This is a genomic window from Bradyrhizobium sp. USDA 4538, from assembly GCF_024171045.1.
Taxonomy (GTDB): domain Bacteria; phylum Pseudomonadota; class Alphaproteobacteria; order Rhizobiales; family Xanthobacteraceae; genus Bradyrhizobium; species Bradyrhizobium australafricanum.
In genome coordinates this window covers 958704-977459 of sequence record NZ_JALJZE010000001.1, presented here as the reverse complement: position 1 = coordinate 977459, position 18756 = coordinate 958704, and the positions used below count along the sequence as shown (strand labels likewise).

Genomic DNA, 18756 nt, shown 5'->3' with positions numbered 1-18756 from the left:
GTGGGCGTTCAGGATGCCGCCGCGGCCTGTTTGAATCAATGCGGGAGCGGGCCCTGCGGCTCGTTCGCGATACGATCCCACAGCGCGCGGATCATGTCCTTCATGACCAGCGCATCCTGCCATCGGTCGGACAATTCCCTGCCGTCGGGCCCGGTGATGGCATAGGGCGGGGGACCGAGTTCGCACAGGAAGGTCAGGGTCGCGTCGGGACCGGCGCGTTTCCGCCAGGAGCGGATGCCGTAGTCCCACCAGCCCATGAACAGCGACACCCAGCCCTGGTGCTGCGGAAAGCCGAGCGAGATCTGCACCTGCTCGCGGCTCGCGATGCGGCCATGGATGCCCCAGGCATTGTCGAGGATGCGATGGATCATCGCGTGGTTGACGTCGTCGACCGGCCAGGCGAATTCGCGGCCGACCAGATAATGCGAGAGATCGGCGGTGAGCCGCAGATCGGGAAAGCAGTCGAGCAGGTCGAGCATGAAGAACAGGTCGGTCGTCATGCGGTCGCGATGGGTCTCGACATGCACGGCGACGCCGGCCTCGGCGGCAAGCCGCCGCCAGCCTTCGAGCAGCGGAATGCAATCCGCGAGCCGGCGCGGCCGAACGTCCGGCTGCAGGTTGACATGATCGGTGCCGAGCCGGGCGACCAGCTCGAGCACCGGCTTCAGGTCGTCGACGCTCTTCGGGTAGCATTGCGCCTGCCAGATCATGCCATGCGCGCGAAGGAAGCTCGTCGCCTCGCGCGCAAAGACAGGATCGATGAAGCGCACGCCGGCGCCGTCAAACCCGGCATCGCGGATCATCGCGAGCTGGGTTTGCAGCGGCCATTCGCCCTCATCGGCCAGCCGTCGCTCCATCGCCCAGAGCGACTGCAGGACGCGCAGTTGCTGCGCCACCGGTCAGGCCCGCGCCGGGATCGCCGTGGGCAGCTCGGCCTGTTCGCCTTCGTCGGCGGCGATGTTCTCCTGGTAGGTCTCGGGCCCGATCCAGATCGCAACGACGGTGCAGGCCGACAGGAGCATCGCGTAGCAGGCGACCGGCCACCAGGTGCCGTAGGCCGCGACCAGTGCGGTGGCGACGAACGGTGCCGGGCCGCCCGACAGCAGCGAGCCGAGCTCGCGGGCGAAGGCAAAGCCCGCGAAGCGGCGTTGCGGCGGGAACAGCTCGGCGAAATACGCCGCCTGCGGCCCGAACATCGCCGCCGTTACCACGGCGCGCGCCAGGATGAAGGCGAGCGCGATCATGATCCACTCCTTGGTGCCGACCATCCAGAAGAACGGGAAGGCGAGCGCCACGCCGGCCAGCGCGCCGAACATGTAGACCGGCCGCCGCCCGATCCGGTCCGACAATGCCGCAAAGCCGAGGATCGCAAACAGTTCGACCGTGAATGCCAGCATCAGCGCGCTGAGCGCCTCGGCTTTCGGCACGCCGAGCGTGGTGATCACGTAGCTCAGCCCAAACACCGGGAAGAAATAGCCGAGCCCGTTCTCGGCCATGCGGGCGCCGAGCACGACGAAGAAGTTGCGCGGGTGTCGGCGCAACGCTTCCATCGCCGGATTGCTCTCGACCTTGCCGCGCGCGACCACCGCCTCGGTGTAGACCGGCGTCTCGGTGATGCGCATGCGGACGAAGATGCCGACCACGATCAGGAGGAAGCTCGCCAGGAAGGGCAGGCGCCAGCCCCAGCTCATCAAATCCTCGCGCGGCAGCATGGTCACCAGCGCGAAGGCGCCGGCCGCAAGCAGGTTGCCGACGGAGACGCCGAGCGGCGCGAAGCCGCCCCAGAAGCCGCGATGCTTCGGCGGTGCGTTCTCGACCAGATAGATCACCGCGCCGCCATATTCGGCGCCGGCGCCAAGGCCCTGGATGACGCGCATCGCGACCAGGAGGATCGGCGCCCAGATCCCGATCTGCCCATAAGTCGGCAGGAAGCCGATCGCGGTGGTGCCGATGCCGATCATCAGGAGCGTGGAGACCAGCACCGGCTTGCGGCCATAGCGATCGCCGAGGATGCCGAACAAAAGGCCGCCGAACGGCCGCACCACGAAGCCGACGCCGAAGGTCAGGAACGACAACAGCGTGCCGACCACCGGATCGCTCTTCGGAAAGAACAATTCGCCGAACACCAGCGCGGCGGCGGTGCCGTACAGGAAGAAGTCGTACCATTCGAGCGCGGAGCCGATGCTTGCGGCCAGGATCACACGCAGGCGCGATGTGCGAGCGCCATCTCTTGCCATCTCGGTCATTCGTTTCCCCGTTGTTTTGGTTTTTATGGTCGTTTTGATCGGGCACGATCTCCGCGTTTGTCGCGGCGGATCGTGCTCGTGAAAGCAGCAATGCCCGCGGCCTGGCCGCGGGCATTGTGGTCGGTCTTAAGCGGCGCGCGTGAAGTAGGATTTCTTCGACGCCGACTGGGTCTCGTAGATCGATCCCTGTCGCTTGGCCGGCGGCAGTGGCATCCGCACCGGTACGTCGGTGAGCCGCGGCGCGACCACCGGCGGCCCCGCCAGCAGGCGGCTGTTGAATTCGTCGAAGTCCTTGACGCCCATCAGCGGCCAGGCGTCGCTCGCGGCCACTTCATAGAGCAGCAGGTTGCGCGGCCGGTTCGACGTGTTGGTTGCCGAGCCGTGCAGCGCGCGCACGTGATGGAACGACATGCTGCCGGCCTTGCCCATGCAGGGCACCGCGCGCTTGATGTCGTCCTGAATCTGGTCCGGATCGATCAGGCCTGCGAAGTGGCCGTCCTCGCCGTGATGATCCCACATCGTGGCGCCGGTGTGCGACCTCGGCGTCACCAGCATCGGACCGTTCTCGATATCGCAATCGTCGAGCAGCACGCCGATCGCGAGGATGTCGTCATTGGTGTGCGGATAGAATGCCCAGTCCTGATGCCACTCAACCGGCGAGCCGTATTGCGCCGACTTCATGTTGAGCTTGGAGCCGTGCAGGCGAAGGCCGGGGCCGATCAGCTTGGTGAGGATCGAGATCACGGCGGGGCTGCGCACGATCTCGTCGAAGATCGGGTGCACCTTGTGCGGCGCCTTGATGCGGCGGACGCGCGGATTGTCAGGCGAATGGCCCGGCTCGAGGTCGTAGACGTCGGTGTGCTCGCTCACGCTGGCGGCGCCGGCCACGAGCTCCGCGAGGACCGTGCGCACCTTGCCTAAGGTCTCCTGGTTGAGCACCTCGGGGACCACGATCACGCCGTCGCGTTTGTAAGCCTGGGTCTGTTCGTCCGAAATCATGCCGTTTCTCCCTTTTTGTTCCATGTTAGCGCTAACATGAGGTGATGCTAGCGCTAACATCATGGCTTGGCAACCCGGAATCGTGCAGGCTCCGGCCCATGAGCTCCGAACTGACCGCCCCCGGGACTGGCCCGGCCGGTGCCGCGCCCACCCTTTCAGAGGTGGCCAAGCGCGCCGGCGTTTCCTCGATCACGGTGAGCCGGGTGGTGCGGATGCCCGACCTGGTCGCCCCGGAGACCCGGGCGCGGGTCGAGCAGGCGATGCGCGACCTCGGCTATATCCCGAACCTGGTGGCGGGCGCGCTGGCGAGCGCACGGACCAATTCGGTCGGCGTGCTGGTGCCGACCATCGCCAACTCGATCTTCGCCGACACGGTGCAGGGCCTGTCCGATAAGCTCGAGCCGCTCGGCTTCTCCGTGATCCTGGCGCAGTCGCGCTATGACGCGGAGCGCGAGGACCGCATGCTGGCGGCGCTGCTGTCGCGGCGGCCCGAGGCGATCATCATGGTCGGCTCGCCGGCGACCGAGGAGGCCAGCCGCCTGCTGCGCAATGCGCGCATCCCGATCGTCGAGACCTGGGATCTGCCGGCAAACCCGATCGACGCGGTCGCGGGCTTCGACAATTACAAGGCCGGTGTCGCCGTCGCGAAGCATCTGGTCGCGCAGGGCCGCAAGCAGCTCGCCTTCATCGGCGGCGACGATCCGCGCGGCACGCGCCGCTGGTTCGGCTTCAGGGACGAGGCGCTGGCCAGCGGCCTTGCCGAGCCGCGCCGGTTGATCCTGGACCGCAAGGATTCCGGCAGCGTGGCGGCGCATGCTCGCCTGCCTGGTGTCGACGCGGTGTTCGCCGCCAACGATGCGCATGCGATCGGCTTCATGTCCGGGCTGCGCAAGGCCGGGCTGCTGCGCGACGGGCCTGCATCGGCGCAGCCGGTCGCCGTGATCGGGCTTGGCGATCTCGAAATGGGCCAGTTGATCTCGCCGACCCTGAGCACGATCAGCGTGCACGGCGACGCGATCGGCCGCACCGCGGCGACGCTGACGCTGGAGCGCGGCGGCGAGCGCCGCGTCGATCTCGGCTTCGAACTGGTGCTGCGCGACAGCGGCTAGTGTGCTGAATGCGAAGTTCGTGTGATTTCGCGGCAGCCACTTTCACGAACTTCGCATTCATAAAGCACACTAAAATCATAAGTTTGCTAGTGTCCTTATCGAATCCGAAGTTCGCTCCGAAGGTGCGGCAAATGATGCGAACTTCGGATTCGGGACACTAGCGCGCCTCGCCCATGGTGCGGGCGGAGGTGCTCGTTTCTTTCCGTGCTTTCACCTTGCCGCGACCCCGGCGTCGACCGCCTCGAGCAAGGACACGAGGCCCCGCAGGATGGCGATCGGCGAAGGCGGGCAACCCGGAATGTGGAGATCGACCGGAACAACCGCGGAGACCCCGCCAACCACCGCGTAGCTGCCGGCGAAGCATCCGCCATCCCTCGCGCAATCGCCCGCAGCGACGACCCATTTGGGATCTGGCGTCGCACGGTATGTGCGCTCCAGCGCCTCGCGCATGTTCTTGGTGACCGGACCCGTGACCAGCAGCACGTCGGCGTGACGAGGCGAGGCGACGAACCGGAGTCCAAACCGTTCGACGTCGTAATACGGATTGCTTAACGCGTGTATTTCCAGCTCGCATCCGTTACAGGAGCCTGCATCAACCTCGCGGATCGAGAGGCTGCGGCCGAGGCGTCGTCGTGCGGTGTGGCCGACGGCAGCCGCCAGCTCCGCGAGCGCAGCGTCATCGGGGCGCGGCGCTTGCTCCGTCAATGGCTGGCGAAACAGGCTCTGGAACAGAAGTTTGCGCATCGCCTCAAGCCCTCAGAGATCCTGCCCGGAATAGGAGCAGTTGAACGACTTATTGCAGAGTGGGAAGTCCGCCACGATGTTGCCTTCGATGGCCGCCTCGAGCAGCGGCCACTGAAACCACGACGGATCGCGCAGATGGCATCGCTCGATCCGATCGCCGTTCAGGCGCAGCCAGGCCAGGATGTCGCCGCGGAAACCTTCGACGAGCGCCATGCCCTCGCAAGGCTCCGCCGTATTGTGCAGCGGCACTTGCACCGGGCCGGCCTCGAGGCCGATCAGGATCTGGTACGCCAGCGCGAGACTCTGCTCAACCTCGCGGATCCGGATCCAGACCCGGGCGTTGACGTCGCCGTCGCTGAGGACGGGGACTTCGAAGCGGAGGCCATCATAGGGGAGATAGCCGGGCTTGCGTCGGGCGTCATGGTCGCGGCCGCTCGCGCGCCCGACATAGCCCCCGGCGGCGAATTGCCGGGCGAGCGTTGGAGCAACGATACCGGTGCTGACGGTGCGGTCCTGCAACGAGGCGGTGTTGTCATAGAGCTCGACCAGCGCAGGGAAATGCCGGCGGATCTGGTCGAGCGCGGCCCGGATCGCGTCGGCTCCATGGCCGGCGATATCGCGCGCGACGCCGCCGGGAACGATGAGGTCGCGCATCAGGCGGTGACCGAATGCAGCGTCGGCCGCGCGCAGCACGGATTCGCGCAGCACGGCGCAATGCGCCTGCATCAACGCAAATGACGCATCGTTGCAGATCGCGCCGATATCGCCGAGATGATTCGCCAGCCGCTCGAGTTCCGCCATCAGCGCGCGCAGCAACAGCGCGCGCGGCGGCACGGCAATCCGCTGCGCGGCCTCGACGGCTTGCGCGAACGCCAGCCCATAGGCGACCGTGCTGTCGCCGGAGACCCGGCCGGCGAGCCGCGCGGCCTGCTCGATCGTGCTGCCCGCCATCAGCCCTTCGACGCCCTTGTGGGTGTAGCCGAGCCGCTGCTCGAGGCGGACGACCGTCTCTCCGCTCGCGGTAAAGCGGAAATGCCCGGGCTCGATGATGCCGGCATGCACCGGACCGACTGCGATCTGATGCAGGCTGTCCCCCTCGGCCGGAAGGAATTGATAAGGCGCGGCGTCCGCCGATGCATCGCGACGTTCGCCGAGCGGGAAGCGCGTTTGCCAACGGCCGTGATCAAGCCAGGGACGGGAATCCGGTGTGTCTGTCGCCTGCAATCCGAACAGGTCGTGCAGGGTGCGCTCTAATCGAAGCGCCGGCGGATGATGGGCCGCAACCGAAGGAAATTGGCGATCGGGACAATCCAGGCTGATCACGCCGATATCGGACGTGCGGTCGTCGAGGACGGCCATGTGCACGCGCGAGGGCTCGCCCCACAGCCCGAGCAGGCTCAGGCCGCCATCCGCAAGCGCGTGAGCGGCGGCGCGCCAGGTATCGCCGTCGACCACGGCGCGCGGCCATGGATGATGTCGTTCGATCCTGTGGCCCGCCCGGATCAGATCGATCAACCTCGGCATATCCCGTTCTCCCTCGCGCTAACCCAGCAGGTTGGCGACGTGCTGGAACCAGACGACCAGCGGTCCCGGAAGGTAGATGCCCGCAGTCAGCACCAGCGCGAAATGCGCGAACATCGGCAAATAGGACGCATCCGCCGGCGCGGCATTGCCGCGCGGCTCGCCGAACGCAAGGCTGGTCAGGCGCAGGATCAGCGCGCCGAAGGCGAGCAGCAGGCCGAACACCAGCGGGATGGCGAGCAGCGGCTGGCGCGCGAAAGTGGAGCTGACGATGAGAAATTCGCTCATGAAGATACCGAGCGGCGGCAGGCCGGCGATCGCGACCACGCCGATCACGAGACTCCAGCCGAGTGCCGGATGCGTCTCGGTCAGGCCGCGAATGTTGGCGATCCGCTGCGTGCCCTTCACCTGCGCAATGTGGCCGACCGCGTAGAAGATTCCCGACTTGGTGAGGCTGTGCATCACCATGTGCAGCAGGCCGGCAAAGTTGGCGAGCGGGCCACCCATGCCGAACGCAAACACGATGATGCCCATGTGCTCGATCGAGGAGTAGGCGAACAGCCGCTTGATGTCGCGGCGGCGGTAAAGCATGAAGGCCGCGAACAGCAGCGAGGTCAGCCCCATCGTCACCATCAGCGGGCCCGGCGATATCGCATCCGGATTGGCGGCGAGCAGGATCTTGAAGCGGAGCACCGCGTAGAGCGCGACGTTGAGCAGCAGGCCGGAGAGCACGGCGGAGATCGGGGTCGGGCCCTCGGCATGCGCATCCGGAAGCCAGGCGTGCAGCGGCGCCAGGCCGACCTTGGTGCCGTATCCGAGCAGCAGGAAGATGAAGGCGACGTTGAGCAATGCCGGGTCGAACGTCGCCGCACGGCTGATCAGCACCGTCCACACCATGGCATCCTGACCCTCGCCGACCACCGGCAGTGCGGCCATGTACACCAGGATCGTACCGAACAGCGCCAGCGCGATGCCGACGCTGCCGAGGATGAAGTACTTCCAGGCCGCTTCCAGCGCCGCATGGGTCCGGTAGATGCCGACCATCAGCACGGTGGTGAGCGTCGCGACCTCGACCGCGACCCAGATCAGGCCGATATTGTTCGACACGAATGCGAGGTTCATGCCGAACATCATCACCTGATACATGGCATGGTAGAATCGCAGATAGCCCGGCGTCAGCCGTCCGGTTTCGAGTTCATGGGCGATATAGCTGGCGCTGAACACGCTCGTGGTGAATCCCACGAAGGTGTTGAGCACGATGAAGACGATGTTGAGATCGTCGATCAGCAGGTACTGGCCGGGTTGCGGGCGCTCGGCCACGAGCAGCGAAAGCGCGGCCAGCAAGGTGCCGAGACTGGCCACGACATTGAGGCCCGCGGTCAGCCGGTAACCGGGCAGCGCGGCCAGCACCGCCGCGGCGGTGATCGGTATCAACAAAACCCAGGTGACGGCATCCGACGCGGCAGTCATCGGCGCTCCCCCCTGAATTCATCGAGCGCGCCGACGTCGACGGTGTCGAACCGCTCGCGAATGCGGAACAGGAACACGCCGATCACGATGAATGCGATCAGGATCGAGAAGGCGACGCTGATCTCGACGACGAGCGGCATGCCCTTGGCGCCGGTCGCGGCCAGCACCAGGCCGTTTTCCAGCGACATGAAGCCGACGACCTGGCTGACGGCGTTGCGCCGCGTCACCATGACGAGCAATCCCAGCAGCACCACCGACAGCGCGAAGGCGAGGTCTTCCCGCGCCAGCGGATCGGCGGCGCCGGTCACGCGCAGCATCAGCACCATGGACAGGGCGACGAGCCCCATGCCGGCAAGCATGGTCGGGCCGATGCTCACCGCGGTCTCGATATCGCGATGAATGCCGAGCTGCTTGATGATCCGATGCAACGCCACCGGGATGACGATCGCCTTGAAGACCAGTGCGATGGCCGCGGTCACGTAGAGATGCGGCGCATTCTGGATGAAGGCCTGCCAGGCGACGGAAGCTGCGAGCACCACGGCATGAAGTGCGAAGATGTTCAGCAGCGCATACAGGCGGTCCTGGTACAGCATCATGAAGCTGATCAGCACGAGCCCGCCGGCGAGCAGATGGGCGATGTCGAAGGCGAGGTTGTGCATCAGAAGCCCCGTGACACGAACCGAAGCAGCGTGCCGAGCAGGCCGAGCATCAGCGCCGCGCCGAGGAATTCGGGGACGCGGAACACCCGCATCTTGGCCGTCGCGGTCTCGAACACGGCAAGGAGGAAGCTCGCGACCGCAAGCTTGAGGATGTAGGCGGCAACGCTCACCAGATAGGACAGCGGGCCCGCGCCTTCGGTGGTGATCTGCCACGGGAAGAACACGCAGATGATCAGCGAGATGTAGAGCAGCAGCTTGAGGAAGGCGCCGAACTCGATCATGGCGAGGTGGCGCCCGGAATATTCGAGGATCATCGCCTCGTGCACCATGGTCAGCTCCAGATGCGTCGCCGGGTTGTCGACCGGGATGCGCGCGTTTTCGGCGAGCGCCACCATGATGAGGGCGATCATCGCCATGCCGAGCGAGACGCGCAGTCCGACTTCCGACGACGCCATGAAGGTCGCGACCGTCGACAGCTGCGTCGAGCCGGCAATCAGCGCGACGCAGAACACCATCAACAGCATGGCCGGCTCGGCGAGCGCGGCAATCATCACCTCGCGGCTGGAGCCGATGCCGCCGAAGCTGGTGCCGACGTCCATGCCGGCAAGCGCGAGGAAGAAGCGCGCGCTGCCGAGCAGGGCGACGATCGCGATCAGGTCGGCGCTCCAGTTGAATTGCAGGCCGGTCGCGAAGGTCGGGACCAGCGCCGCCGCGACCCAGATGGCCGCGAACGTCACATAGGGCGTGACACGGAACAGCCAGGACGCGTTTTCGGCGAGCACGACCTCCTTGCGCAGCAGCCGCAGCAGGTCGCGGTAGGGCTGGAAGATCGACGGTCCTCTCCGCCGCAATAGGCGGGCCTTGATCTTGCGCACAACGCCGGTCAGCAGCGGCGCGAGCAGCAGCACAAGCGCCATCTGGCCGAGCTGAACGAGGATGTCGGAGATCACGACCATATCGCGAGCGCCAGCAGCAATGTGACGAGGGTTGCGAACACCAGGCTGAGGTAGCGGCGGATGGTCAGGAACTGGAGCTGGTTCAGCCGATCGGCGAAGAACCACACGAGTTCAGTCACGGGTGTGTAGAGCCGCTCCCAGACCAGGTCGTGCATATCGACCCTGAGGCGGGCCGGCCGCAGTTCGCCCGGCGCGGGCATGTCGACATGCTCGCGGGCCTGGAAAACCAGCGTGCCGAACACGCGGCGGATCGGCTGCACGAAGCTCACGCCGGAATACTGCGCCGCCGGTGTCGGGTCGGAGAAGCCGCAACCCCAGGCCGGTCCGCGCCGGATCGCGCGCGACGCAAAGCGATGGATAAAGTACACCGCGAGCGACGCCGCGGCGGTGATGAATGCAAAGACGAGCAATCCGTTGTAGGAACTGCGGCTCTCCTCGATCGGCACGATCGAGAGCCAGGGATCGTCCGCCTGAAGCGGCATCCGGTGGCCGATCACGGTCTGCGCGACCGGCGAAAGCGCGTCGATCACCAGGCCGGGCAGAATGCCGGCGAGGAAACAGAGCACGGCGAGGCTGAACATCGCGGCGAGCGAATAGCGATCGACTTCGCCGGCGGCTTCCGCGGCCGGGCTCCGCGCGCGGCCGAGAAATGTGATTCCGAAGGCCTTGACGAAGCATGCAGCGGCGAGCGCCGCGGCCAGCGCCAGCAAGGCGCCGACCGCGGGCACCATGATCTTCAGCAGCCATTGCGGCAGGTCGGGGCTCTGCAGGACGGCCTGAAACATCAGCCATTCCGACACGAACCCGTTGAACGGCGGCAGCGCCGAGATCGCGACGCAGCCGACCAGAAAGACGAAGCTCGTGAGCGGCATGCGGTGGATCAGGCCGCCCAGCTTCTCCATGTCGCGTTCGCCGGTCGACGTCAGCACCGCGCCGGCCCCGAAGAACAGCAGGCTCTTGAAGAACGAATGGTTCAGCACGTGGAACAATGCGGCCGTGAAGGCGAGGGCGGCCGCGAGGCCAAGGCCGTTCGCCTGAAATGCCAGCGCAAGGCCGAGGCTTGCGAAGATGACGCCGATGTTCTCGATCGTGCTGTAGGCGAGCAGGCGCTTGAGATCCTTCTCCATCAGCGCGTAGAGGATCCCCATGACGGCCGTGGCGCCGCCGAGGATGAGAACCGCGACACCCGCCGACCAGCTTGGCGGCCCGAGCAGATCGAACACGACCCGGATGAATCCGTAGATCGCGACCTTCGTCATCACGCCGCTCATCAGCGCCGAGACATGGCTCGGCGCGGCCGGATGAGCCAGCGGCAGCCACACGTGCAACGGGATCAGGCCGGCTTTCGACCCGGCGCCGAGCAGCATCAGCGCGAGCACCAGTGCGGCTTCGGACGGGGTGTGCTGAGCAGCGCGGATGGCCGCAAAGCTGTAGCTGCCGCCCGCTCCCGCCAGCAGGCCGAAGGCAAGCAACAGAGCCAGCGTTCCGAAGCTTGCCATCACGAGATAGACGTAGCCTGCGCGGGCATTATCCGCGTCACGGTGATGCGCCATGACGAGCGCCCACGAGGCGAGCGACATGAATTCCCAGCACAAGAGGTAGGTGAACGCATCGTCGGCGAGCACGACGAGATTCATGCCGGCCAGGAACGCCGGGAAAAAGGGAAGAATGCGCTGGGGCGCGGATTCGTGGCTGCCGTAACCGAGGCCATAGAGACTTGCGGCCGCACCGCCGAGATTGACCACGACGAGAAAGAATGCGGCGAGCGCATCGAGGCGGAAATGCGATCCCAGCCAGGGCAACCCGATCGGCAGGGCCAGTTCCGTCGCGCTGGTACGGGAGATGAGCGAAATCATGGCCCCGGCCAGCGCGATCAGCGAAATCGCGAAAGTCGCGCCGTAGACGATGGCTGTCGATTGGCGCGATCTGCTCGTTGCAATCGCGAGAGCGGTCGTTCCCAGCAGGGCGGCTACACACCAGATCTGCTGAGTGACCGCCGGGATCATGTCCGCACCTTCGGTGAGCCTGATCCGGCCTTCAATCGCACCCCGCGGCCGCCGCCACTGCTGACGGCGCCCTCATTGATGACCTCGACGCCGGCTGTGCCGAGCGCGTCGATCAGTTTCACGAGCGAGTCGACGTTGCCGCGAATGGTTCCTTCGCTCGCCTCCATCCGCTGGATGGTTGGCACCGAAAGTCCGGACAGTTCGGCGAGCTGCCGTTGGTCGATGCCGAGCAAGGCCCTGGCCGCTCGTAGCTGCGCCGCGGTGATCATCGATTGATGGCCGTCGATGTGGGAGTCGCGTCTATTTGAATGTCATTTATGCACATCAAGTAATGATGGCACAAGGGCAATAAGTGATGTTTTATACATCATTCCTAGGCGCAGTCGTCAACGCGAGCGGTATCCGCGCGCCGACGGAGTTGCGCTGATGCGCGTTCAGTCGGAGATTTTTCGATAGACCGCCGCGGCGTGGCGCAGCAGCCGGCTCTTGCGCTTCCGTTCGTGCAGGCGCTGGTGCTTGGCCTTGCGCTCGTGGGCGCGCTGCGCGGGTGCATCGACGCTCTCGAGCAGCCCGCGACGGACCTCGTCATCGTTCAATTCGCCGAGCAATTGCTGTCCCTTGCGCAGATGCTTCAGGATAATCCGCCATGACGCGTATTCGTCGGGAGGCAAGCCGCCCTCCGAGAACTCGATGGCGTAACGCAGCCGCTTGCTGGCGAGACGGACGCGGTGGCGCTTGTTCTTGCCCATGCCTTGCAGCCCGCGGCTCTTCTGGCACAGCTTGCCATGCCATCGCGCCAGCCGCCGCGCGTGAAACACCGCGACCGGCACGGCTCGCCGCTGCGCGGCGCGGGGGTCCTGCCGCGTGGTCCAGGGGCCGCTGCCGACCCAGTCCCACATGCCGTCGAACCATCGCCAGTATCGATCGCTTTGCAACGCCTCCTTGAGCGCCTCGAACGCGTCGGTTCGCGCCGTCTGGAGCATGCCTTCTTCAGGCAGGCCCTTGCTGTTCTCGATCGCGACGTCGAGGTCGCGCGTGGCGCCGAGATGGGCGCTCAGCCATCTCAACTCGGATTTCAGTCGCGTCCATTCGGTGTCCGCCACCATCGGCCCATAGAAGGCGATCGCCGCCTTCAGCCGCGTCAGCGCGATACGGGTCTGGTGCAGCGCGGCGGAATCACCGGAACTCATGGCCTCGTGATTGGTCGCGACTTCCTCGAGGCATTCGGACAGGATCAGGCGAAACGCGGTCTCACAGCGCATGGCTTCGCTTAGATGGCGCGGCCGCTTTGGGCGGACAACACGCTCCTTGGCCGGACTTGCCGCTAACGTCATGACACTCTCGTGACCCCGCCGGTGCCGCAACGCAACCGGGCGGCTCCCGGGTGGGAAGATTTCCCGTTTGATCGATGTCGATCAAGGATTTTCTGCTGGGCCGCAGTGCGACGATCCAGCGACAGGATCAAAATGTCGCAATCAACCGTCGGCGGGAGCTCATTCCAGTCGATATGCAGGCCGGGCTTTTGAGGGAACACCATGGCTTTGTGCACGCCGCAAAACCAGCCAGCGGACTTCGCCGCAGCGTCGGATATTTCGTGCACGAAGTATCTTGATATTTCGCGTGCGAAATATATAACGGACGGCATGAAAGCGGAACACCGGCTGATCTTTCTTCTGACCGTGGCCTATCGCCGGTTGCAACGCGCCATCGAGCAGGAGACGGCCACGCACGATCTGACGTCGGCCCAGGCAGGCGTGCTGTTCTTTCTCGGGCGCAATGACGGCGCGCTGATCGGCGACGTCTCGCAGGCGCTCGACATCGTGCCGTCGGCGATGAGCGGGCTCGCCGACCGGATGGAACGTGCAGGCCTCGTGAAGCGCCGGCGCGATGGCGAGGACGGCCGCAGCCAGCGGCTCCATCTGACCGCGGCGGGGCAGGAGTTCGGCAAACGCGCCGCGACGCGGACCAGGGCGATCAACAACCGTCTGATGGACGGGTTCTCGGACGCGGAGATCGACGTGGTGTCGCGCTGGCTGACCAGCCTGCAAGACAAGTTTCCGAAAGGCAAGGACAGCTAGAGCGTCTTCAAGCGAAGTGGCTACCGGTTCGCGTGAAGAAGACGCGTCAAGCAAGAAGCGAGCAACAGGAGTGAAGCATGAGTGAAGTGGTCGTAGCGCTGGACGGCGGTGTCCTCACCATGACGATGGCGCGCCCGGACAAGAAGAATGCGATCACCAACGCGATGTATGGCGCGATGGCCGATGCGCTCGAGCGCGCGGAAAGCGATTCTGCGATCCGCGCCGTGCTGCTGCAGGGCGACGGCGACAGCTTTACCGCCGGCAACGATCTCGCCGATTTCGCGGCGGTGTCGCGCGGCGTGCAGGGCGAGCGCCACGTGACGCGCTTCCTTGCCGGGCTTGCCAAGGCGACGCGGCCGCTGGTTGCCGCCGTGCAGGGCAATGCGGTCGGCATCGGCACCACCATGCTGCTGCATTGCGACCTCGTCTACCTCGCGCCGACCGCGCGGCTGATCACGCCGTTCGTCAATCTGGCGCTGGTGCCGGAGGCGGCTTCGACCTATCTGTTGCCGCAGCGCATCGGCTATGCGCGGGCCTATGCGATGTTCGCGCTCGGCGAACCGGTCGAGGCGGAGACGGCGGTCTCGATCGGCCTCGCCAACGCGGTTGTGCCGCTCGCGGACCTGCGCGCCAAGGCACGCGCGGCGGCGGACGCGTTGGCGAAGCGGCCGTTCGGCTCGCTCCAGCACACCAAGGCGCTGATGCGCGACCCCGCCAGGATCAGCGCGCAAATGGCGCGCGAGGGCGAGATCTTCCAGGAACGGCTGATGAGTGCGGAAGCACGCGAGGCCTTTGCCGCCTTTGCCGAGCGCCGCCAGCCCGATTTCTCCAAGATTACCGGTTAGGCCCGGAGCGTGGCCCGCCACGCGTGGGCGGCCCCATTGCTTTGGGGTTGACGGCTTCGCCGGCTTCGAACATCTCCTGTCGGGGCATACCGCAACCCGGCGAGGCGAGGCATGAGCGACAGTCACACGCTGCGCAGCGATGGAATCGCCGCGACTATTTCGGCGCAGGGCGCCGAATTGTCGTCGCTCAGAAATGCCGACGGGACCGAACTGTTGTGGCAGGCCGGCCCGCAATGGCCGCGCCATGCGCCCATCCTGTTCCCGATCGTCGGCCGCTTGAAGAACGATACGCTGCGCCACAACGGCAAGACCTATCCGATGACGCAGCACGGCTTTGCGCGCGACCGCCGCTTTGCCTGGGTGGAGCAGGGGCCCCGATCCTGCAAGCTCGCGCTCACCGACGATGCGGAGACGCGTGCGCGCTATCCCTTCGCGTTCAGGCTCGAGGTCACCTATACCGTTGATGGCGCCGATCTCGACGTCGCCTTCGACATCGTCAACACCGGCGCCGAGACACTGCCGGCCTCGCTCGGCGGTCATCCCGCCTTCAACTGGCCGCTGCTTCCGGGATTGGCAAAGGAAGCCTACGCGCTGACCTTCGCGAAGGACGAGCCGACGCCGATCCGGCGACTTGAGGGCGGGCTGATGCGGCCGCAGGCCGAGCCCTCTCCGATCAGGGGCAGGGTGCTGGCGTTGTCCGAGCAATTGTTCGATGACGACGCCATGATCCTCGATCAGGTTGCGAGCGCGTCGGTTCGCTTTGCTGCTGCGCAGGGGCCCGCGATCGAGGTGTCCTGGCGCGGCTTTCGCGAACTTGGTGTCTGGTCGAAGGTCGGCGGCGCGGCGTTCCTCTGCATCGAGCCGTGGCACGGTTTCGCCAGCCCGGTCGAATTCGATGGCGAGTTCGCCGGCAAGCCCGGCCTCACGCACATCGCGCCGGGCGCGCGGCAGTCACTGGGCTATCGCATTCGCGTGAGCTGACGAAGAACAGGTCAATGTGCGCGGGGGCTGAGCGCACTGGTGATCGCGCCGACCGATGGCGGGTTCTCGTTCGCCCAGGCCTCATGCGCGGCCAGGTCGCGGTAATGCTCGGCCATGCGTAGCAGCCGCTCGCGGATGCCGGCTTCTTCCTCGCTCTTGGCCTGATCGGTCAATTGCGCGGCGCGTTCGAGAAGCGTTTTCGGATCGATCACGACAGGCTCCAAATCCGGTTTTCGCCAAGCGGACAACTGCTACAGGCAAGCAAAGTTCCTGCCATGGTTTGATGACAGCGCATTCAGGGCTGGAACACGCCGAGCCCCGCCATCACATCGCGCTTGGTGCGCTCGGTGATCTCGCGGGCTTTCAGGGTTCCGCGCCGGATCACGTCAGCGACATGGTCGCGATTGCTTGCCAGCTCGGCGCGCCGGGTCCGGATCGGTGCGATCAGGGCTTGCAGGATGTCCTCCAGCCGCCGCTTGACGGCCGCGTCGCCGAGACCGCCACGCCTATAGCGCGCCTTCAATTCCTCGACGGCGTGGTGATCGTCATCGAACGCGTCGAGATAGCTGAAGACGACATTGCCCTCGACCTTGCCGGGGTCGCCGACGCGCAGATGATCGGGATCGGTGAACATCGCGCGCACCGCAGCCGTGATGTCACCGGGCGAGGCCGAGAGAGCAATCGCATTGCCAGCGGATTTGCTCATCTTCGCGCGTCCGTCGACGCCCGGCAGCCGTCCCGCGCGTGGTATGACGGCCACCGCCTCCTGCAGGAGCGCACGGCCGGCGAGCGCGTTGACGCGCCTGATGATCTCGTTGGTCTGCTCAATCAGGGGAGCCTGGTCCTCGCCGACCGGCACGACGGTCGCCCGAAACGCGGTGATGTCGGCGGCCTGCGCCACCGGGTAGCACAGGAAGCCCGCAGGGATGTCGCGTCCGAATCCGCGGGCGCGGATCTCGTCCTTGATGGTGGGATTGCGCTCCAGCCGCGCGACGGTGACAAGGTTGAGATAGAGCATCGACAATTCGGCGAGCGCCGGAAGCTGCGACTGCAGGCAGATCGAGGTCCGTTCGGGATCGATGCCGACGGCGAGATAATCCAGCGCGACCTCGATGACGTTGCCGCGGACCTTGCCGATGTCGTGCGCGTTGTCGGTCAGCGCCTGCATGTCGGCGAGCAGCAGGTATTGCTCATGGCTGTCCTGAAACGCGAGGCGGCTTCTGAGCGAGCCGACGTAATGGCCGAGATGCAGCGGCCCGGTGGTGCGGTCGCCGGTGAGGATGATCGGTTTGGTCACGGCTTATCTCCATTCGGTTGAATGGGGACACCGCAGGCGGGCTGGATGAGGTGAAAGAAAAAGGCCGCCCAATGCGGCGGCCCCGAAATGCATGAACGCGTTCGGCCCGCCTGTCAGTCGGCGAGCCACCAGAGATTGGCGATCAGGATCGAGCGGTTCATGGCGTGAGCCGTAAGGCAATCGAACGAGCGGGTCAAGACGGCATAGCCAGTTATTCTTCCACCCGGCTATGCTCGAGTAATCGCTCCCCTGTGCTCCTCCGAGAACACGTGCGCGTAAAGGTTGGCGATCCATTGCTTACCTTCCTGCGTGACCCGCAGATATCGAAGTGCGTCGCCGATATAGGGGCAGACGGCCTTCCAGAAGAAAGCAGGGTACGCTGCACGTAGATCATCGGGAGTCTGATATCCGAGTTTCTCGCTTGCGCCAGTCTCCTGAAATTCGGCAAACAAGGCTGACGTCTTCCGCAAATAGTCAATGTCGGCCAATTGGCCGATCAAATCCGCGGCACGAAGCAGGCCGGGATAATCCGCCGTACTGGTATGTTCTTCTTCCCCCGGTACCGGAAAGCGCGTGTGCTCGATGTTCGCCTCGATTTCCTTTGTGTCGATGGAGGTCAGGCTCACCTTGCCGAAACGCTCGCGGACGAAGAGCTTGGATCGTGTCACATGATAGGGGGTCAAGGATGCGTCCGTGGCTCCAGCAGATATCCGGACGCGATCACCGTTTTCGTTACAAACATAAAGTCCGTCCCGGTCGCCTCGACATACCCCGCGTACATAGCCGATGTCGTGGCATAAGAGCGAAATCATGAAATGGAGCCAGTCGCGCGGCCTGACACCGCCTTCGCTCGTATGCTTGCCGAGTAAAATGTTCTGTCCGACCAACGTCACCATGATGGTGTGGTTCATGTCGTGGTAGGCCGCATCGCTATTGGCAATATTCTCCAACGCGAGGCGCCCAACGAAACCGATGATGTCCGGATAGGCGGGCTCGAGGATTCCGTAGATTTGGCCGTATGTACCCTTGAGTTGATCGACAAACGCTTGGATGACAATTTGAGTTGGGTTGAACATGATCGCCTCCAATGTGCGGATGCTATGCCGGTTTGGGTATTTCGTCACCGGGTTGTTGGTCCCGCGAATTGGGCCGGAGCCTGGTGGCCCGGAGGCCTGTCGAGCCCTGGTTTGGGGGCTACCCGGGATGAGGTAAGGCTGAACCACCGCTGATGGCCCATCGCGATCAATGCACCCGACCGCCAAACGGTCCGCTGTGAGGTGCATACCGGATCTTACCGAGACCGGGGCCAAACGGTCGCGATTGGACAAGAAGCGGGCAGTGGGGCCAGTAACGAGGGTGGACCGAAGCGCGCATGTATCCGCCCATGGCTCCCAACTTCCGTCAATTTTTGATCGCCATGTCAGATGTGGAAATTCTTGTCGAAGCGTGGCGATAGGAGTCACGCAATCAATGCTTTCATTCCAGGTGATTTGCAGGACGAGTAATGAAGAACGCAACACTGCTTGCCCTTGGTTTATTGACGGCGGGAGTTTGGTCACAAGACAGCGCGAGATGTCAGACCTCGCTTTCCCCTCCGCTTTCGCTTGCGCCGCCGCCGTCGGACGAGGGATCGGCATCGCCGGCTGCAACCAACAGCGTCTGGCCGCCGACGGCGACCGCTAAGAGTTCGGTACTGCCCCGAGCCGCCAAGGAGTCTTTGCCACGCTCCACTGCCCCACGATCTGCCACTGTCGAACACACGCCGGTAGAGTCAGGCAGCGCTTCGCCAGCACAGGTGATCGACAGGTCGCCGCCGTCGGCTGGACCGGTCCCCGATTACGATGG

The 18756-nt window shown here is 65.1% G+C and carries 19 protein-coding genes; 5 read left to right on the top strand and 14 right to left on the bottom strand.

The features are described from left to right. Nucleotides 1-35: 35 nt before the first annotated feature. The 3 genes from J2R78_RS04215 to J2R78_RS04205 all read right to left on the bottom strand — a co-directional run bounded on the left by J2R78_RS04215 (nucleotide 36) and on the right by J2R78_RS04205 (nucleotide 3245). Complete coding sequence (locus J2R78_RS04215) at nucleotides 36-896, bottom strand: sugar phosphate isomerase/epimerase (RefSeq protein WP_253603072.1); 861 nt, start codon at nucleotides 894-896, stop codon at nucleotides 36-38. A gap of 3 nt (nucleotides 897-899) precedes the next feature. Next, nucleotides 900-2246 carry an MFS transporter gene (locus tag J2R78_RS04210; RefSeq protein WP_253603069.1) on the bottom strand — a complete coding sequence of 449 codons (1347 nt, stop codon included), beginning with the start codon at nucleotides 2244-2246 and terminating at the stop codon, nucleotides 900-902. Nucleotides 2247-2372: 126 nt separating this feature from the next. Continuing rightward, nucleotides 2373-3245, bottom strand: coding sequence for a phytanoyl-CoA dioxygenase family protein (locus J2R78_RS04205; RefSeq protein ID WP_253603067.1), 873 nt, complete (start codon nucleotides 3243-3245; stop codon nucleotides 2373-2375). 98 nt (nucleotides 3246-3343) lie between these two features. Here J2R78_RS04205 and J2R78_RS04200 point away from each other — a divergent pair, with 98 nt between their 5' ends. Beyond that, the gene (locus J2R78_RS04200) at nucleotides 3344-4354 is read left to right on the top strand and encodes a LacI family DNA-binding transcriptional regulator (protein ID WP_253603065.1); all 1011 of its coding nucleotides are present in this window, start codon (nucleotides 3344-3346) and stop codon (nucleotides 4352-4354) included. Between the two features lie 210 nt (nucleotides 4355-4564). On the opposite strand, the gene J2R78_RS04195 is transcribed toward J2R78_RS04200, so the two are convergent. The 8 genes from J2R78_RS04195 to J2R78_RS04160 form a co-directional block, all read right to left on the bottom strand. Then, a complete protein-coding gene (locus J2R78_RS04195) occupies nucleotides 4565-5098 on the bottom strand; it encodes an NADH-quinone oxidoreductase subunit B family protein (RefSeq protein WP_253603064.1) in 534 nt (177 codons plus the stop codon). Nucleotides 5099-5110: 12 nt separating this feature from the next. Further along, nucleotides 5111-6622 carry an NADH-quinone oxidoreductase subunit C gene (locus J2R78_RS04190; protein ID WP_253603062.1) on the bottom strand — a complete coding sequence of 504 codons (1512 nt, stop codon included), beginning with the start codon at nucleotides 6620-6622 and terminating at the stop codon, nucleotides 5111-5113. 18 nt (nucleotides 6623-6640) lie between these two features. Next, entirely contained in the window at nucleotides 6641-8089 is a 1449-nt protein-coding gene (locus J2R78_RS04185; RefSeq protein ID WP_253603060.1) for a hydrogenase 4 subunit F, read from the bottom strand. Continuing rightward, nucleotides 8086-8748 (bottom strand): hydrogenase-4 component E, encoded by a 663-nt coding sequence (locus tag J2R78_RS04180; RefSeq protein ID WP_016843065.1) that lies wholly within the window; start codon nucleotides 8746-8748, stop codon nucleotides 8086-8088. The genes J2R78_RS04185 and J2R78_RS04180 overlap by 4 nt, the downstream gene beginning before the upstream one ends. Further along, the gene (locus J2R78_RS04175) at nucleotides 8748-9704 is read right to left on the bottom strand and encodes a respiratory chain complex I subunit 1 family protein (protein WP_253603058.1); all 957 of its coding nucleotides are present in this window, start codon (nucleotides 9702-9704) and stop codon (nucleotides 8748-8750) included. Before J2R78_RS04175 ends, J2R78_RS04180 begins: the two co-directional genes overlap by 1 nt. After that, entirely contained in the window at nucleotides 9695-11710 is a 2016-nt protein-coding gene (gene hyfB / locus J2R78_RS04170; RefSeq protein ID WP_253603056.1) for a hydrogenase 4 subunit B, read from the bottom strand. The genes J2R78_RS04175 and hyfB overlap by 10 nt, the downstream gene beginning before the upstream one ends. Next, entirely contained in the window at nucleotides 11707-11979 is a 273-nt protein-coding gene (locus tag J2R78_RS04165; RefSeq protein ID WP_253603054.1) for a helix-turn-helix transcriptional regulator, read from the bottom strand. The genes hyfB and J2R78_RS04165 overlap by 4 nt, the downstream gene beginning before the upstream one ends. 165 nt (nucleotides 11980-12144) lie before the next feature. Then, entirely contained in the window at nucleotides 12145-13044 is a 900-nt protein-coding gene (locus J2R78_RS04160) for a CHAD domain-containing protein (RefSeq protein WP_253603053.1), read from the bottom strand. 74 nt (nucleotides 13045-13118) lie between these two features. Here J2R78_RS04160 and J2R78_RS04155 point away from each other — a divergent pair, with 74 nt between their 5' ends. From J2R78_RS04155 to J2R78_RS04140, 4 genes are all read left to right on the top strand, one after another. Further along, complete coding sequence (locus J2R78_RS04155; protein ID WP_253603051.1) at nucleotides 13119-13322, top strand: hypothetical protein; 204 nt, start codon at nucleotides 13119-13121, stop codon at nucleotides 13320-13322. A gap of 31 nt (nucleotides 13323-13353) precedes the next feature. Further along, nucleotides 13354-13788, top strand: a complete 435-nt coding sequence (locus J2R78_RS04150) for a MarR family winged helix-turn-helix transcriptional regulator (protein WP_057015246.1) — start codon at nucleotides 13354-13356, stop codon at nucleotides 13786-13788. Nucleotides 13789-13865: 77 nt separating this feature from the next. Continuing rightward, entirely contained in the window at nucleotides 13866-14633 is a 768-nt protein-coding gene (locus tag J2R78_RS04145) for an enoyl-CoA hydratase-related protein (RefSeq protein ID WP_253603049.1), read from the top strand. 111 nt (nucleotides 14634-14744) lie between these two features. Continuing rightward, nucleotides 14745-15614, top strand: coding sequence for an aldose 1-epimerase family protein (locus tag J2R78_RS04140; protein WP_253603047.1), 870 nt, complete (start codon nucleotides 14745-14747; stop codon nucleotides 15612-15614). 11 nt (nucleotides 15615-15625) lie between these two features. On the opposite strand, the gene J2R78_RS04135 is transcribed toward J2R78_RS04140, so the two are convergent. From J2R78_RS04135 to J2R78_RS04125, 3 genes are all read right to left on the bottom strand, one after another. Then, nucleotides 15626-15826 carry a hypothetical protein gene (locus J2R78_RS04135; protein WP_168857972.1) on the bottom strand — a complete coding sequence of 67 codons (201 nt, stop codon included), beginning with the start codon at nucleotides 15824-15826 and terminating at the stop codon, nucleotides 15626-15628. A gap of 83 nt (nucleotides 15827-15909) precedes the next feature. After that, entirely contained in the window at nucleotides 15910-16911 is a 1002-nt protein-coding gene (gene trpS / locus J2R78_RS04130; protein WP_253603045.1) for a tryptophan--tRNA ligase, read from the bottom strand. A gap of 227 nt (nucleotides 16912-17138) precedes the next feature. Then, on the bottom strand, nucleotides 17139-17987 hold the full coding sequence (locus J2R78_RS04125; protein WP_057015250.1) for an Npun_R2479 family HD domain-containing metalloprotein: 849 nt from the start codon (nucleotides 17985-17987) through the stop codon (nucleotides 17139-17141). Nucleotides 17988-18756: the final 769 nt, after the last annotated feature.

What these genes read in the sequence shown, in the direction of transcription:
- J2R78_RS04210 (WP_253603069.1), bottom strand. Translation starts at nt 2,246, where the DNA reads ATGACCGAGATGGCAAGAGATGGCGCTCGCACATCGCGCCTGCGTGTG.
- J2R78_RS04205 (WP_253603067.1), bottom strand. Translation starts at nt 3,245, where the DNA reads ATGATTTCGGACGAACAGACCCAGGCTTACAAACGCGACGGCGTGATC.
- J2R78_RS04200 (WP_253603065.1), top strand. Translation starts at nt 3,344, where the DNA reads ATGAGCTCCGAACTGACCGCCCCCGGGACTGGCCCGGCCGGTGCCGCG.
- J2R78_RS04195 (WP_253603064.1), bottom strand. Translation starts at nt 5,098, where the DNA reads ATGCGCAAACTTCTGTTCCAGAGCCTGTTTCGCCAGCCATTGACGGAG.
- J2R78_RS04190 (WP_253603062.1), bottom strand. Translation starts at nt 6,622, where the DNA reads ATGCCGAGGTTGATCGATCTGATCCGGGCGGGCCACAGGATCGAACGA.
- J2R78_RS04185 (WP_253603060.1), bottom strand. Translation starts at nt 8,089, where the DNA reads ATGACTGCCGCGTCGGATGCCGTCACCTGGGTTTTGTTGATACCGATC.
- J2R78_RS04180 (WP_016843065.1), bottom strand. Translation starts at nt 8,748, where the DNA reads ATGCACAACCTCGCCTTCGACATCGCCCATCTGCTCGCCGGCGGGCTC.
- J2R78_RS04175 (WP_253603058.1), bottom strand. Translation starts at nt 9,704, where the DNA reads ATGGTCGTGATCTCCGACATCCTCGTTCAGCTCGGCCAGATGGCGCTT.
- hyfB (WP_253603056.1), bottom strand. Translation starts at nt 11,710, where the DNA reads ATGATCCCGGCGGTCACTCAGCAGATCTGGTGTGTAGCCGCCCTGCTG.
- J2R78_RS04165 (WP_253603054.1), bottom strand. Translation starts at nt 11,979, where the DNA reads ATGATCACCGCGGCGCAGCTACGAGCGGCCAGGGCCTTGCTCGGCATC.
- J2R78_RS04160 (WP_253603053.1), bottom strand. Translation starts at nt 13,044, where the DNA reads ATGACGTTAGCGGCAAGTCCGGCCAAGGAGCGTGTTGTCCGCCCAAAG.
- J2R78_RS04155 (WP_253603051.1), top strand. Translation starts at nt 13,119, where the DNA reads ATGTCGATCAAGGATTTTCTGCTGGGCCGCAGTGCGACGATCCAGCGA.
- J2R78_RS04150 (WP_057015246.1), top strand. Translation starts at nt 13,354, where the DNA reads ATGAAAGCGGAACACCGGCTGATCTTTCTTCTGACCGTGGCCTATCGC.
- J2R78_RS04145 (WP_253603049.1), top strand. Translation starts at nt 13,866, where the DNA reads ATGAGTGAAGTGGTCGTAGCGCTGGACGGCGGTGTCCTCACCATGACG.
- J2R78_RS04140 (WP_253603047.1), top strand. Translation starts at nt 14,745, where the DNA reads ATGAGCGACAGTCACACGCTGCGCAGCGATGGAATCGCCGCGACTATT.
- J2R78_RS04125 (WP_057015250.1), bottom strand. Translation starts at nt 17,987, where the DNA reads ATGTTCAACCCAACTCAAATTGTCATCCAAGCGTTTGTCGATCAACTC.